Source organism: Kitasatospora indigofera (assembly GCF_014655955.1).
GTDB classification, from domain to species: domain Bacteria; phylum Actinomycetota; class Actinomycetes; order Streptomycetales; family Streptomycetaceae; genus Kitasatospora; species Kitasatospora indigofera.
Genome location: NZ_BNBO01000040.1, coordinates 48,093 through 61,696 on the forward strand (window position 1 = coordinate 48,093; position 13,604 = coordinate 61,696).

General features: G+C 72.0%; 12 protein-coding genes and 1 pseudogene. 10 read left to right on the forward strand and 3 right to left on the reverse strand.

Features of this window, described 5'->3' with window-relative positions; translation table 11 throughout:
• Window positions 1-180: 180 nt before the first annotated feature.
• A complete protein-coding gene (locus tag IE329_RS27670) occupies window positions 181-1,032 on the forward strand; it encodes a helix-turn-helix domain-containing protein (RefSeq protein WP_190213714.1) in 852 nt (283 codons plus the stop codon).
• Window positions 1,033-1,213: 181 nt separating this feature from the next.
• Window positions 1,214-2,383, forward strand: coding sequence for an ATP-grasp domain-containing protein (locus tag IE329_RS27675; protein ID WP_190213715.1), 1,170 nt, complete (start codon window positions 1,214-1,216; stop codon window positions 2,381-2,383).
• Between the two features lie 289 nt (window positions 2,384-2,672).
• On the opposite strand, the gene IE329_RS27680 is transcribed toward IE329_RS27675, so the two are convergent.
• Window positions 2,673-3,182 (reverse strand): hypothetical protein, encoded by a 510-nt coding sequence (locus IE329_RS27680; RefSeq protein ID WP_190213716.1) that lies wholly within the window; start codon window positions 3,180-3,182, stop codon window positions 2,673-2,675.
• On the reverse strand, window positions 3,163-3,528 hold the full coding sequence (locus tag IE329_RS27685; RefSeq protein ID WP_190213717.1) for a hypothetical protein: 366 nt from the start codon (window positions 3,526-3,528) through the stop codon (window positions 3,163-3,165). The genes IE329_RS27680 and IE329_RS27685 overlap by 20 nt, the downstream gene beginning before the upstream one ends.
• 428 nt (window positions 3,529-3,956) lie before the next feature.
• On the opposite strand from IE329_RS27685, the gene IE329_RS27690 reads away from it, so the two are divergent.
• The 8 genes and pseudogenes from IE329_RS27690 (at window position 3,957) to IE329_RS27725 (ending at window position 12,716) form a co-directional block, all read left to right on the forward strand.
• Window positions 3,957-4,274, forward strand: a complete 318-nt coding sequence (locus IE329_RS27690) for a hypothetical protein (RefSeq protein WP_190213718.1) — start codon at window positions 3,957-3,959, stop codon at window positions 4,272-4,274.
• A gap of 301 nt (window positions 4,275-4,575) precedes the next feature.
• Window positions 4,576-5,097, forward strand: a complete 522-nt coding sequence (locus IE329_RS27695; protein WP_229927807.1) for a hypothetical protein — start codon at window positions 4,576-4,578, stop codon at window positions 5,095-5,097.
• Window positions 5,098-5,134: 37 nt separating this feature from the next.
• Entirely contained in the window at window positions 5,135-6,349 is a 1,215-nt protein-coding gene (locus tag IE329_RS27700) for a hypothetical protein (RefSeq protein ID WP_190213719.1), read from the forward strand.
• A gap of 166 nt (window positions 6,350-6,515) precedes the next feature.
• Window positions 6,516-8,450, forward strand: coding sequence for a hypothetical protein (locus IE329_RS27705; RefSeq protein WP_190213720.1), 1,935 nt, complete (start codon window positions 6,516-6,518; stop codon window positions 8,448-8,450).
• Window positions 8,447-8,734: pseudogene (locus tag IE329_RS27710) on the forward strand (WhiB family transcriptional regulator); the annotation flags it as partial. The gene IE329_RS27705 and the pseudogene IE329_RS27710, both read left to right, overlap by 4 nt.
• Before the next feature lie 366 nt (window positions 8,735-9,100).
• Window positions 9,101-9,754 (forward strand): hypothetical protein, encoded by a 654-nt coding sequence (locus IE329_RS27715; RefSeq protein WP_190213722.1) that lies wholly within the window; start codon window positions 9,101-9,103, stop codon window positions 9,752-9,754.
• 1,581 nt (window positions 9,755-11,335) lie between these two features.
• Window positions 11,336-12,391, forward strand: a complete 1,056-nt coding sequence (locus tag IE329_RS27720) for a beta-ketoacyl-[acyl-carrier-protein] synthase family protein (protein WP_190213723.1) — start codon at window positions 11,336-11,338, stop codon at window positions 12,389-12,391.
• A 106-nt stretch (window positions 12,392-12,497) separates the two neighbouring features.
• Window positions 12,498-12,716: a hypothetical protein gene (locus IE329_RS27725; RefSeq protein ID WP_190213724.1), complete on the forward strand. Its 219-nt coding sequence runs from the start codon at window positions 12,498-12,500 to the stop codon at window positions 12,714-12,716.
• Between the two features lie 152 nt (window positions 12,717-12,868).
• Here the strand turns inward: IE329_RS27725 and IE329_RS27730 are convergent, their stop codons facing one another.
• Entirely contained in the window at window positions 12,869-13,597 is a 729-nt protein-coding gene (locus IE329_RS27730; protein WP_190213725.1) for a TraB/GumN family protein, read from the reverse strand.
• Window positions 13,598-13,604: the final 7 nt, after the last annotated feature.

The following is a 13,604-nucleotide window of genomic DNA, read 5'->3' on the forward strand; positions in this document are numbered from 1 at the left end:
TGGCCGTCGTTGGCCAGGAAGTGACCCTTCCGGAAGTTGCACTTTGGGAAGGCTTGCCTAAGTGCCCTCGTAGCCTGGCGGAGGGTGATGATGGAGTCATGAAGCGCGCCAGGTGGCCACTGCCGAGATGCCAGGGAACTGGTCGGCGACGGCTGTCGGCGCTTGAACGGGGGGAAGTACGTGACGGCCGCACGTCAGGGACTCAGCGGGACGCCGGGTTCGCCGGCGCAGAAGGAACAGTTCCAGGCGTTGCTGGTCAGGTGCCGACTCGCCGTCGAGGCAGGGCCGCCCGAGGTGGCCATCACGACCCGTGGGCGGCGCAGTACCGGCCTCTCGCAGGAGCGCACAGCCTCCATGCTAGGACTGTCCGTCCGGTCCTACGGCGACTTCGAGCGTGGCCTGACCCACAGGGAACCCGAGTTCCTGGACCGCGTCGCCTCTGTCCTGCACATGAGCGCCCACGAGCGGCACGTCATGTTCCTGCTGTCCAACGGGCAGGAACCTCCGCAGCCCTTCACCAACCAGCTCGACTCCATCCCGGCATACCAGCTGGCTCTCGACTCCAGCGTCTTGCCGGGCTACCTGTCGAACCGATGCTGGGACATCGAACTGACCAACCAGGCGTTTCGGGACGTCTGGGCCGGCAGGGAACTGCCGACCAACGTGCTGCGGTACATCCTGATCAACAAGGAAGCACGTGAGCACGTACTCCTCGACTGGGAGACAGGGTGGGCACTGCCCTTCCTCCGCCAGCAGCGTGCCGCGCTGAACACCTCACCCTGGGAAGCGGGCCTGGTCCAGCTCCAACACGAACTCCACGACGCGGCCCGCACCGACAAGCCGCTTCGAAAGCTGATGAAGCATTCAATGGACGACGAATACGTCCACCCCAACGGCGATACGCGGCTGATCCACCATCCCAAGTGGGGTCCGACCCGGATCACCCTCCTGATGACCCGGCCCCTCGACGCGGCCTCCGGCCACCGATTCGTTTGGCTGGTGCCGCCCAAGCCGGTGAGCCAGATGCCCTGACCCGCCTGGGCCAGACAGGCGTTTCCCCGGCGCCGAACCGCCCCTGCAGGCAACCGCCGACCCTCACCACACGTCATCGCTTCATAAGCAAAAAAGCTGCGCCCCAGTGCTCTTGCAGCGCCCCGCACCGCCCGCCATCGCCATCGACGACGGACCATGACGAACGAGGAGAGAGCGTCCCGTGCCCCCATCACCGGCAGTACTGATCGTCGGCCCGAGCAGGGACCACGCAGCCGACCTGCGGAGCGTTGCCGAGACCCATCCGATCGCCTTCCACGACCCCGAGTCGAACTGGGGCGCAACTGACATGACCGCACTGCCTGCGGGTGCCGAAGGCAGTGCAGGCGAACCGCCGGCGGGGCTGCTAGCACTCACGGCGGAGGCCTTGCCGCAGGCCGCCGAACTGGCCGGGGCCCTTGGCATCCGAGGCCCGTCCAAGGCATCGGCCGACGCGTCCGTCGACCGCTCCATCGCGCGGCTCCTGCTCTCGGAAGCGGGACTGCCCATCCCGAAGGGCACCCGCGTCGACACCCGCCAGGACGCGGCCGCCGCAGCGCTGTGGACCGGGTACCCCGTGGTCCTGCGCCCGCTCGCGAACCTCGGCCACTACGGTGAGATCCGTGCCGATAACGCCGAAGACCTCCAGGCCGCGTGGACCTTCGCACACACCGCGTCCCTGGCGGCACAGACCACCCCCGGGGCCGTTCTTCTGGAGCGCGCTCACGGCGGCGAGCGGCTCACCCTCCAGACCATCACCAGCGGTGGACGGACCCGGGTGGTTGCCGCGGTCCGGACGGCATTCACGAACTACCCCCTGTTCCAGCCCGCCTCCCACCTCGTGACCGCAGAGGAGGTTGACCCGGACCTCGCGCAGCTCGCGGCCCGCGCGATCCAGGCCATCGGCATCGACCACGGTGTGGGCCACGTACAGGTGGTGATGGCCGTACTCGGCCCGGTCATCACCGACGCAGCCGCCCACCTGCAGGGTGACAGTGTCCCCGAACTCGTGCGACTGGCGACCGGCGTGGACCTGCTCCTCGCTGCGATCCAGATCGCCACCGGCCAAGAGCCCGCCACCACGCCCACTCGCAGCGCGAGCGCAGCCGTCGCTCTGATCCGAGCGGGGTCCGACGGTACTGTCACTGGTCAGGCCGTCGACCCCGGGCTCTTCGACGCATCTTGGCTGGCCAGACTGACCTGGGAGACCCCCCTGGGCGGCTGGGTCCGGGCTCACCCGGCCTCGCTGCTGGCCCGATGCGTCGTCACCGGTCCCGACCCGGACACCTGCCTGGCCAACCTCGCGCAGGCCTGCGGGTCCGTTCGGACGACCGTACAGCGGGAGCACCCGTAGTCTCACAGGAGAGGGGTGCAGGCCTGGTAGGAGCAAGCACCCCTGTGGTCCAGATCATGCCCTGGTCGGCGAGCACACGGTTCGGCATGATGGGCTCCCTGTCCGGGCCCGTCGGCACCTCGAGCGACTCGCCGCGACGCCCCCGGGCCATCGTCAGCGGGTACACACGTCGGAGAGGTGATGCCGTCAGGACACATCGTGGCGGAGATGACCCAGTTCAACCACGGCGCGCCCCTGACCTGCCTTGCCCGTGCACCACCCGCGGGCCGCAGCACCGGAGGCAATCCCCTCAGCGCCGCCGGCTCTGTGCATGACGCAACCGCTCCACGGCCAGTCGCTGCGCCTCGGCCAGGCTCCGTCGCGGCGCAGCGGCGGCCCGGGACGGGGACTGTTGCGGGGCGGGCGCCCGGACGATGCTCTGCCGTTCCAGTCTCGTCCCGGCCAGCTGGTACACCTCGCTCGCAGCCCTGGCGCCCACCGCTACCACCTGCAACAGCATTCGCGCGTCCGGGCCGGGCAGCGCATCACGCAGCCGGTAGACGATCCGCCACTGAGGTGCCCGCCCTCCTACGACCCTGAACTCGTTCTGCGATAGGTCGAAGTAGAGCTTCCGCAGGTCCGACAGATCCGGATGTCTTGCCATCGCCTCCAGCGCAGCCCCGCGGACCTCCCCGCGGGTGAGCTGACTGATCCTGATGAGTGCGATCCGCTGCAGCTGGGCGGTGGGTAGCGCCAGGATGTCGGCGCCAACCTGCGGGTGATGGTCCCCGCGATACAGGTCAGGCCCTTCCACCGGCATCCGGTCCCTTCTCGATACCTCCCGCGCGTCCCAGGGCGCAATCCGCAGCACTGACGTCGTGCTCGGCATCCGCGACCAGCTGTTCCAGGACCGCATTGCTCAGCCCTTCGCCCGCTTCGGGCGCGGAGGCCATACGGTCCGCGACCATCGCGGCATCGGCTGCGCCTGCGGCCGCCAGCAGCGTCTGGAAGGCGCTGAAGGAGAGCAGAACTGCCTGCGGCGCGTCGTCCTCCCCGATCACGATCGCGGAGGACGGATCCTGCGTGAGCTGCTTGATCAGGTTCCGCAGGGTGCCGGCCGCTCTGCTCGGCGAGACCATCTCGGGAGGAGCCACGTTGCTGTCCATGGCCCCACGGTAGCGAGCCGTCAGGTGGCCTTCTTAAGCGCCCAACTGCGAGCTCACGATCGCGGACGTGCTGGGACAGGATCCTCCCTGCCGATCCCAGGCACGTGAGTGCACGTCCTCAGATCCCGCCGAGCGGAACCGTGCACGGCCGCCCCGGGGCGCATCCCGCTCCACGGGAACTTCACCCATGTCCGAACGCGCGGTGACCGTGCCGTGCACTTTCCTGGGCACTCGAATCACAGGTCGTCGGCGGGGGAGGCAATCCATGGGGCAGCTATCAACTGCTCTGCTCGTCATTCTCTTTGTGATGGGCGCGCTCATGGTCGCTGCAGCTCTCGGTGAATCCCGAGCCCTGCTCAAGGAGCCGCGCAGGTCGCCGGGGCGGTGCCTTCCTGCGGGCCCCATCGTCGTGCCACAGGTGGTGTGACATGGAGGGACACGTTGGCGCGCTTATAGCCGACCCCGGACCGGAACCCGCTTCGCCCGACGACACCGAGCCTGTCGAGCTGGCCCCCGAACACCTGCGCCTGCTGGAGCAGCTGGCCGCCAGCCGCGCCGCGCGCCAGGCCGGCCCACTGTCCGGTGCGGAGCGGCCGTCCAGCCCGCCCGTCCAAGCAGGCTCCGACGACCTCCTCCAGGAGAACGAGCGCCTGCGCGCTTACGTTGCGGTGCTGGAGTCGGCCGTGACCCTGCTTCTCGACTCAGCCCCGGTCACTGGTGACATGGAACCGCCCACGCCCGGCTGAGCGGACCCCGCCGCCAGGAGCCGGTCGGATCAGGGTGCCTGTCCCGGCCTGCGGGAAGCACGAGCCGGACCCCGCCCGTGCTTCCCGCAGGGCGGGATCTGATCATCCACCACATGCATGTCAGGACCAGTCTCCTGCATGGTGAGCCGGACGCACTATGCCGCATCGAAGGGCCGCCCACACAGGCTCCCCGACGGACCAGGAACCTCACTGACCTGAAAGCCTCACAACTCCATCCGTCAGCAGGCGGCAACCTCACGTCGGCTGGCAGCCCCCAGCAGCTGACCACCAAGGAGTAGCGATGGCGATCAACCGATACGGCACCGAGGCCCGGGCCTACTGGCGAAGGCGGCTGCCCAAGCGCTACGCCGCCCTGCCTGACCCCGTCGCGTTCTTCACCGCGCTCGGAGAGCAGGTCGAAGCCCAGGTCGGCGACCTCTGGGACCAGTACGTCATCGCCGATTCCGCACCGGCCGAGGAGACGCACGAAGAGCGAGTCGCCCGCCTTGCGCAGCTCAAGGCCCGCGCCGAGCACGAGGTCCTCGATGAGATGGTCCGCCTGGAGCCCGAGCCCGAAGCCGGCCTCGACGACGAGGACGACGGCCTGGAGAGCGACGAAGAGCATGAGGCCCGACTGGCCCACCTCGAGCAGCACACGGAGTGGGTCAGCACCACCACCGAGGGTCTCCTCGACGGCGACCTCCACCTGAGTGACCTCGACGACCAGCAGCTGCGCCACGTCCTCGACTACATGACGCCGTCCTTCCTGCGCCTGTTCAGCACGTCGGTGGACGACCTGCGCGCCCGCGGCCGCGACCTGTAACCGCCCCACATTCAACGCGAAGCGCGGAGGATCGCACATGTACCAGACACCTCGTCAGCTCGAAGGCCTGGAGAACGAGGTCGCCGGCGGTGCGATCCACCTGCGTGCGCAGACGAGCTGGGCCGACAGCCTGTGGCAGTACCGCCTCTACGTCGTCGACCACGACTCGCCCAGCGCCGGCGCCGACGAGGTGGGCAGGCACGTGCTGGTCCGGGTCAACGAGGACGACAGCGTCCACGAGATCGCTGCGCCCCGGCAGCTCACCGACATGGTCCAGGCAGAGGAACTGTTCGACCGGCTCGTCGAGGCCCAGCAGTTCGGCGGGCTCCCGCCCGTCGCCATGACCGACGACGGCGGAACCGACCCGCTGCTCCTGGCCGAGGAGCGCTGGCTGACCGCCGCCGTCCTGTCGGCCCCGCCCCCTGTCCGCGCACCCCTCGACCAGGTGCCGACCGCCGACGCGGACGGGCGCGGGGGCGACGCCACGGTCGCTCTCGACGACCTGCGTACCGGGGACCTCGTCGTGCACCTGGCCGACTCGCTCGAGCACATGGGGGATAGCGACGAGACGATCGAAGCGGTCGTCGTCTCCGCGAACGGTCGCGACCTCACGGTGCGGGACATCGACGGCGGCGACGAGCCGTACGCCATCGACCTGGACCAGGTGGTGTCCGGATCACGCCCCGCATCGCTGCTCCCGATCGAGGCCCAGCGGTTCCGGCCGCTTGGCCAGGTCGACCTCGCGCCGTCCGGCCCCCTGGGCAGGATCCGGGCGAACATCGCAGCCCTCCGCGTGCTGCACCGCCTCCGGGTGGACGACCGGCCGGCCATGCCCGCCGAGCAGGCCGTGCTGGCACGCTGGAGTTCCTGGGGCGCCGTCCCGGCTATCTTCGACCCCCGGCAGAAGGACTACGCAGGCCTCCGCGCCGAGCTACGCTCCCTGCTGACCGAGGAGGAATGGCACGCGGCCGAGGCCACCACCCGCAACGCCCACTTCACCGACGCCGCCCTGGTCCAGCCGATCTGGAACGCCCTCCAAGCCCTCGGCTTCCAGGACGGCAAGGTCCTGGAGCCGGGCTGCGGCTCCGGCAACTTCCTCGCATTCGCTCCCGACGGCGCCGAAGCCGACCGCGAACGCCTTGAGGCCGCCGCCCAGCAAGCCGCCCAAGCCGGCCCCGGCACCCCGCCGCGCCGGGCGCCCGCCTCCAAGCCCTCCCGCCCGCGCCGCCCCGGCGGCCGTCGCCGCCGGTGAGGCCCGCCCGTCGGACGGTGCCTGATCCCGCCAGGTGGGAAGGGCAGGCCACCGCTCCCGCCCACCGGGACCAAGGCGCCGCCGCGATTGTCCACGCCCGCGCCGCCCGCGCACGCTCGCCCTGCGACCCCATCCCGTTCCCGCCACCAGAAAGAGAGCCAGGCCGTTGACCGCGCCCCCGCCGCCGTCCGAGCCCCCGCAGTACGCGCTCACCAGCATCTACACCGACCCCTACCTCGGCGGCACGGACGGACCCTCGCTGCTCACCGCCGACCCGGTGGCCGCCGCGCACTTCTTCCTCGACACCGACCGCCTCGGACACCTGGAGGTCATGGCCCACACCACCGGCCACGACGGCTCCCTGACGCCGATCAGGGCGGGCGACATCGTGCACCGGGCGCTCGCAGAACTACCCGCCGGCGACGCGCGCCACGACACGCTGCGCACGGCGCAGGCCGACTGGCTCGAGGACCGCCTGCGGGACCGTCAGGACGAGCCGTTCGTCGCCGCGCCAGGCAGCCCGGACTGGATCCGCGCCGGAACCGCGTGGGGCGCGGCGTTCACCACGCTGCCCGGCGCCGACGTGCTCGCCGAACTCGCCTCGCACTACCCGGGAGCGCAGGAGCCGCAGGTGCCGTTGGTGATGGCGGCCTTGCGTACCGCCCGTGCCATCCGGCAGGCCGCCGGCCCCGTCGGCGAGGCGGACCGGCAGCTGCTCGTCGCGAACCGGCGGATCCTGAACTCCTCCTGGCCGGCGCGCGAAGAACCGGCAGTTCTCGCCGCGGCCACCTGGTACCTGGAGCGCCTAGCCGACCTCGCCCCCCTCACTGCGCAGCCTCCCGCCGACCTCACCGACACCCAGCGCGCCCACTGGCACGAGGACGCCGTCGACCTGCAACGCGACCTCCTCGTCCTGGACCCGCACCTGCACCCGGCCCGGATCGAGGCGTTCACCGCCCACGTGCACACCGAACCCGCCGACCGCACGCCGGACAACGCCGCCCGTGCCGAGGAGACGGACCACCGGCGCCTCGACACCGCCCTCGCCGTGGCCCTGCGCCACCTGCCGCTGGACGAAGAGGTGCGCGAGAGAGTGCGGAACGCAGCCGCCGGAGTCCTCCAGCCGCCCCAGCCGCTCCCGCTGCCCGGCCAGCCGGCATCCGACGCCGACGCCGCTCTCGACTGGCGCCGCAGGGTGCCCTCCGCGCAGCGGGCGGCCGCGGACACCGACGCCGTCCTCACCCAGGCCTACACCCACGTCGCCCGGGCCCGCCGGGAGGCCGGCGAAGGCCGCCGGTCCCTGGCCGACCAGAGCAGCACCGCTCCCGCACACACACTGGCCGCCGAGACGACCGGGCGTCACGCGGTCAGGGGGCGCCTGCTCGCCCTCGCCGACGCGGAGCGCGCCGCCACCGCCCACGAGCCACACCTGCACACGGCCGCGGGCGCCGCAGCCCAAACGGCCCGCGTCGCCGCCCAGGCCCTGGGCCTACGCCCGATGGAGGCTCACTACGCCGAGCAGGCCGCCTACACGGCGACCTTCGTCGCTGGCTGTTCCCTCCTGGACGAGGCCCTCACCGAGCAGCGCGCCGCGGTGCGGGCCACCATCGCCGCGCACTACCCCCGACCCGACCACCGCCTGACCGACCAGCTCGCCGCCGGCATCGACCAGCAGGCCGCCGCCCGCGCGCAGAACGCCGTCGCCGTCCTGGGCCGCGAACTGGACAATCTCCTCGCCCAGGACCGCGACCCGGCGACACGCCTGCGGCCCACCGCCGAGCAGATCAATGAGGCACGCTCGTGCTCGGACGCCGCCGGCCGGCGGCTCAACGACATCGTCAACAAGGACAGACCCGCCACAAAGGCGGCACTGAGAGCCCTGCGCGAGGTGATGGACCTGCCCGCCGAGCCCCCGCCGGGCGACGGTGCTGACCGCCTGACCCGCCACCGTCGCCGGCTCACCGAACGTCTCACCGGCGCCCTCCCGGCCGCCGCCACCACCGGACCGGCCGCCGCCACCACAACACCAGGGCCGCGCCCGGCCCGGCACCAGCCCCGGCGCCAGGCCCGTCCCACCACCGTGAAGCGAGGAATGCGATGACCCGCCGCGAAGACCCCCAGGCCCCGCGGCGCGACTGGCTGGACCGCGCCCTCTGTTGCGAACGCGACCCCGAACTGTTCTTCCCCGTCGGCAACCAGGGCCCGGCCCTCCTGCAGATCGACGAGGCCAAGGCGGTGTGCCGCCGCTGCCCGGTACGCCCCCAGTGCCTGCTGTGGGCGCTGGAGACCAACCAGGAAAGCGGCGTGTGGGGAGGCGTCAGCGAGGACGAACTGCTCGCCATCCGCAGCCGCGCCGCCCGGGCCCGTCACAGGACCAAGGACGCCAGCGACGCCAATGACGCCAGCGACGCCAACGACGCCAAGGACGCCAAGGACGCCAAGGAAACCGGTCGGGACGGACAGCGCCGGCGCTCGCCCACCGCCGCCCGCTTCCCCGCCCTTGCGTGAAGGTGCCCGCCGCACGGCGCCGGCCACCCCGGCCTCCTGCGGACATCGGCCCCTACTCCGTGGGCGCTCCCGCCCCCGCGGCGGGGGCACACTACCGTCCACGGCGCGGTACCCCCTGGGCCGGGGCGGTCAGAGCATCCCCGCTGCGGGGTGATACATCTGGACACCCGGGCAACGCCCTTGCCCGTCAAGCCGATTGCAGAGCTCCCCACCCCGGCTCTGCCGCGACCACCGGAGAGCGCCGTGTCCCGCGACCCTTACCAGCACCTGTACGAGGACGGCGAGATCTTCGCGGTGGACCTCGTGCGCCGGGCCGCCGACCCGACGGCCACCACCGACACCGAGCACGCACTGCGCGACCTGGCGCACCGCCACCCGGCCCTGACCGAGTACGACGCCGCGATCGCCCTCACCGGAGCCCTCGCCCGCCTGTCCTGCACGACGCTGCGCGCGGCCTCCATGCGCCATCACCCGCCGGCCACCCGACTGCTGGACGACCAGCCTGCCCCGAGCACCGCCCAGGCCCGCGAGATCACCGAGGTCCTCGACCGGCTGGACGTCGACCTGCTCAGCGCCGACCGCACCCCGCTCGGACACGCCTTCATCGAACTCATCCGCCTCGCCCTGGCCGAGCTGCTGCCCGGTGGCCGGCCCCTGCACGAGAGCGCCGCCGAGCCCCTCGACTACGCCCTCTCCAGCACACCCGGCCCCGCCGACGCACTGCTGCCGCTCGTCATCCGCGCCGCACAACTCACCCTCGCCTGCCTGCACCACCTGCTCGACCTCGACAGCGACACCACTCACGCCACGGGCCTGGACAGCGTGGTGGAGCAGGTCCTGGACGGCTTCGAGCTCTACAAGATCACGCAGCAGGCAGCCGGTGCCGGCGCGTCGTAGCAACCCCCGGCCCGGCGCCCTCATTCCGCCAGACCGCTCGTCACCGCCGAGATGCTCAAGGTGTTGTCCGACGCCCGCTTTCGCGCGGCCGAACTCGGATCAGCGCAACCCTGCGGAAGTGCCGGACACAGCGGGCATCGGAGCGGCGACGCGACGCGCCCCCGGACGGTCCAGGTCCTGCGGCCCTCCCGATGCCGGCGGTCAGGATGTCGGCCCGTCCTGGACGCAGCAGCAGCGCCCGGGCCCCGGGCCCGAGCAGCGATGGCGTCGAAGTTCGCGGCGGCGCGCAGCGCGATGACGATGTGGCGGCTCGGCAAGCTTCCTGCCGGAGCCGCCTTCACCGCATCGCCGTCGACGAACCGCCCGGGGAGGGCCACCTTCGCCGCAGAGCCGTCGCCGGTGAGGATGGAGCAGCCGGTCACCGTCGTCCGATTCGACCGGCGGGCAATTCCATCGGACCGCCACTCCACACGTTGCCGTCCCTCCCACGCCACGGGCGCACCGTGGCGTCGAAGAATCCGCAGCACTGGAAGCGCGGGTCCTGCGGGAAGTGGGCAAACGAGGCCCCGTGGCTCGCTTTCGTGGTCGAATCCGTGGAGGAACACACCCGGCCGAGGTCGAAACGATCCCGGACCGGGCACCGGGGGCCCTCCGGCATGAACGGCCAGGTCCACGCCCCATGTCAGACGTGCACGAACTAGTTGGCCGGGGCAAGGGCAGGTCGGCGCCCCGCGCCGGGCGCGGGGCAGAACTCCGGTGGAGTGCCGGGGCCACCAGGTCATGACGGGACATGGCGCATCGGCAACCAACCCGCCGCGGGCGCTCCCGTCGGTGATCCCCGCCCTCCTGTGATCGCCCCCGAGTTCACCATCAGGAACCGAACGCTGGGTAAAGGATCCTCAAAGTCACCCAGCCCGCATCAAACCGGCCCACGCGTGAACGGCGCCCGCCAGCGAGGCGGTGTAAGTGCACCTACTGGCCCCGGTTGCACCTTTCCGCTCATTTCCGAACGGCCGATGGGACCCGATATCGCGGGGTAGCGTGATCGCCAGCAGCATCCGTCAGGGGGAAGGATGTCATGGCGCCCAGCCGTCACATGCCCGCGCACCACGCCACCGGAGCACCGGGGACAGACAGATCCCGCGGGGCCCCGGGAGCCGTGTGCGCACCCACCCGACCGCACCGCCTGCCCCGGCGCCGTCCCCGGCCGCGCTTGAGCGCGGCCCCCGCAGCCACGCACCAGGACCACGTGCCGGCAGGCCGCGGAGCCCCGCACCAGGCGGCGTGCCACCCGGCCCGCGCGGGGCGCCGAGCTCCTCGTGACCGCCCGTCATGACCATCCGCCGCCGGCATGGCCGCGGCACCCGCCCGCCGCCGGCATCGCGCTGACACCCGTTGCTTCACGGCGCGGACGCCCGGTGCCGCGCGACCGGGCCACCCGGCGACGCCGCCGTACGACGTGAGCGCCCTCCCCCCGCGGCCGCCAACCCGCCACGTTCAGCCCCGGCCCCCTTTCACCCGCCGGCTCTCACCCACCCGGCTCTCACCGGCCCGCCCCCGGGCCAGACCGAAGGACCCACGTTGAGCGCATACGTCAGCCGTCCCGCCCTCGTCCTGGGCGAACACGTCGTCGACGCCGCCCGGATCCGCGACGACATCCTCACCTGGAACCCGAACCACCCCAAGCTCGAGGTCGCCCGCAAGGCCCTCACCAACCTCCCCGGCACCCGCCGCTACCTGCGCCCCTACGAGGAGATAACCGCCGAGCGCACCACCGCCCAACGCAAGGACGACGTCTTCGACACCATCCTCCAAGCCGCCCGACACGCCGCCCGGGCCGCCATGGACCACGCCGGCGTCACCCCCGACGACATCGACTGCATCATCACCACCAGCTCCAGCGGCGACCGCATGCCCGGACTCGACGTCCACCTGCAGAACACCCTCCCGCTGCGCCCCGGCATCCGGCGCCGCCCCATGACCCAGCTCGCGTGCGCGGGCGGCAGCCAGGCACTGATCATCGCGGAGGAGCACCTGGCCCGGTACCCGGAGCACAAGATCCTCGTGGTCGCGGGGGAGTTCCTCTCCTCCCTCTACCAGCAGTCGCTGCTGTCGATCGAGGACCTCATATACAAGGCACTGTGGGGCGACCTGGTGGCCGCCACCGTCGTCTGCGCCCGCCCGCTGGGGCCGGGGGCGTCGCTGCGCATCGACCACACCCTTGAGTACGTGATCCCTCACACCACCGACCGCTACCGCAAGGAGACCGACGAGCGCGGCGACCGCTTCTCCTCCACCCGGGGCTCCCTGCGCTCGGTCACCGACCTGGCCCCGGTCCTGATGGATTGGCTCGACAAGAACACCGACGGCCCCCTCGACTTCGGCATCCTGCATCCGGGCGGCCCGGCGATCCTGGCCAAGCTCGCCACCGCGCTGGACGTCGACGAGCAGTTCACCCGGCACTCGCGCGACGTCCTCGCCGAGGAGGGCAATCTGGGCGGCCCGACCATCTTCTCGGTCCTGGAGCGCACCTACCGCACCCCTCCCACCGACGGCGCTTGCGGCCTCGTCTTCGGCCTCGGCCCGGGAGTCGCGATGGGCGCGCTCCTGGTGACCTGGACCGAACCGCAAGCCTGACCCCCTCCGCCGGCGGGCCGCCCGGAAGCAGACCCGGGGCGGCCCGCCCGGGCGGCGCGGGCACCAGGAGGGGGCTCTCGGCCGCCGTGCCCGCTACGTTGGACAGATGGCGCAGGGCATCCCAGAGAGCATGCAGACGACAGAGGACTCCTGGACGGTGCAGGCCGGTTCCGACGGCCGATGGCGAGCGGTGAGCACTATGCACCGCGAACGTGGCGAGGCACTCGAACGGCTGGAGTGGTACCGCGTCCACGCCCCCACGTCGGTGTCCTATCGGCTCGCGCGCGTGACCACGACGGTGACCACCACCGTCGAGACGGTGTAGACGAGCGCGTCGACAGAGCCTGATCGTGGCACCGTCGCCGTGCTCCTTGCGCGTCAGTTCCTCGTGAATGCCGCCACCTTGCCGGGCGCCACGCTGTCCCGTCAGGCCCTTGCCGTCCGGGAGTGAGGGCCTCGTGTGCGTGGGGGATGAGCTCACAAGAGCTGGAGGGCAGGCTCCGGGGCCGGGCGCCAGGAGGAGCCGGGCGGACGGGGGCGGCGAAGGAGGACCGGGGATGCGGGGGAGAGCGGTTCGAACCCGGCTCGCCCGTAGAGGCGGGCCAGGCGCTGGTCGGCGGCCACCGCCACCAGAGCGATGCCGTTATCGTCGGCCCAGGTGAGGACCGCGCGTACCAGATCGCGGGTTGCCTGCCCGTCACGCCCGCCGGCCAGCGATCCCACCTCCGCCCACGGCCCGCGCAGGGTCCGCACCTCACGGCGCAGCCGCGCACCTACCCGGGTTGCCTGCACCAGGGAGGCGAGCTGCCACAGCAGCAGAGCCGCGACCGAGAGCAGCGCCCCGTGCATCGCCCACCGGCCGCCGTCCGGTCCGGCGACGGCGCCGCCGACGAAGGCCCCTGCCAGGGCGATCGGGGTGAGCACGGCCGTGAACGCGGCCACCGCGGCGGGCAGGAGCAGCACGCTCTGCAGTGCGGTTCGCGTCCAGGGCTGGGGCCGGCGCAGGACGAGCGTCGCCGCACCGCAGCACAGCACCTGGCCCGAGCAGCGCTGGACGCCGCTTTCGATCAGCCAGAACGGGGCGAACAGTCGACGCAGCCACCGGGGGCGGGCGCCTGCGGGGGCGAAGGCCTGCGCGAGGACACCGGCGATCCGCGGCAGGCTGCGCCACGGCGCGAGCAGGCCGTCCGGCAGGCAAACCTGCACGGCGCCG

Coding starts and splice junctions, on each gene's coding strand:
- IE329_RS27680 (WP_190213716.1), bottom strand. CDS start 3,182: ATGCCGGTGGAAGGGCCTGACCTGTATCGCGGGGACCATCACCCGCAG.
- IE329_RS27685 (WP_190213717.1), bottom strand. CDS start 3,528: ATGGACAGCAACGTGGCTCCTCCCGAGATGGTCTCGCCGAGCAGAGCG.
- IE329_RS27690 (WP_190213718.1), top strand. CDS start 3,957: ATGGAGGGACACGTTGGCGCGCTTATAGCCGACCCCGGACCGGAACCC.
- IE329_RS27695 (WP_229927807.1), top strand. CDS start 4,576: ATGGCGATCAACCGATACGGCACCGAGGCCCGGGCCTACTGGCGAAGG.
- IE329_RS27700 (WP_190213719.1), top strand. CDS start 5,135: ATGTACCAGACACCTCGTCAGCTCGAAGGCCTGGAGAACGAGGTCGCC.
- IE329_RS27725 (WP_190213724.1), top strand. CDS start 12,498: ATGGCGCAGGGCATCCCAGAGAGCATGCAGACGACAGAGGACTCCTGG.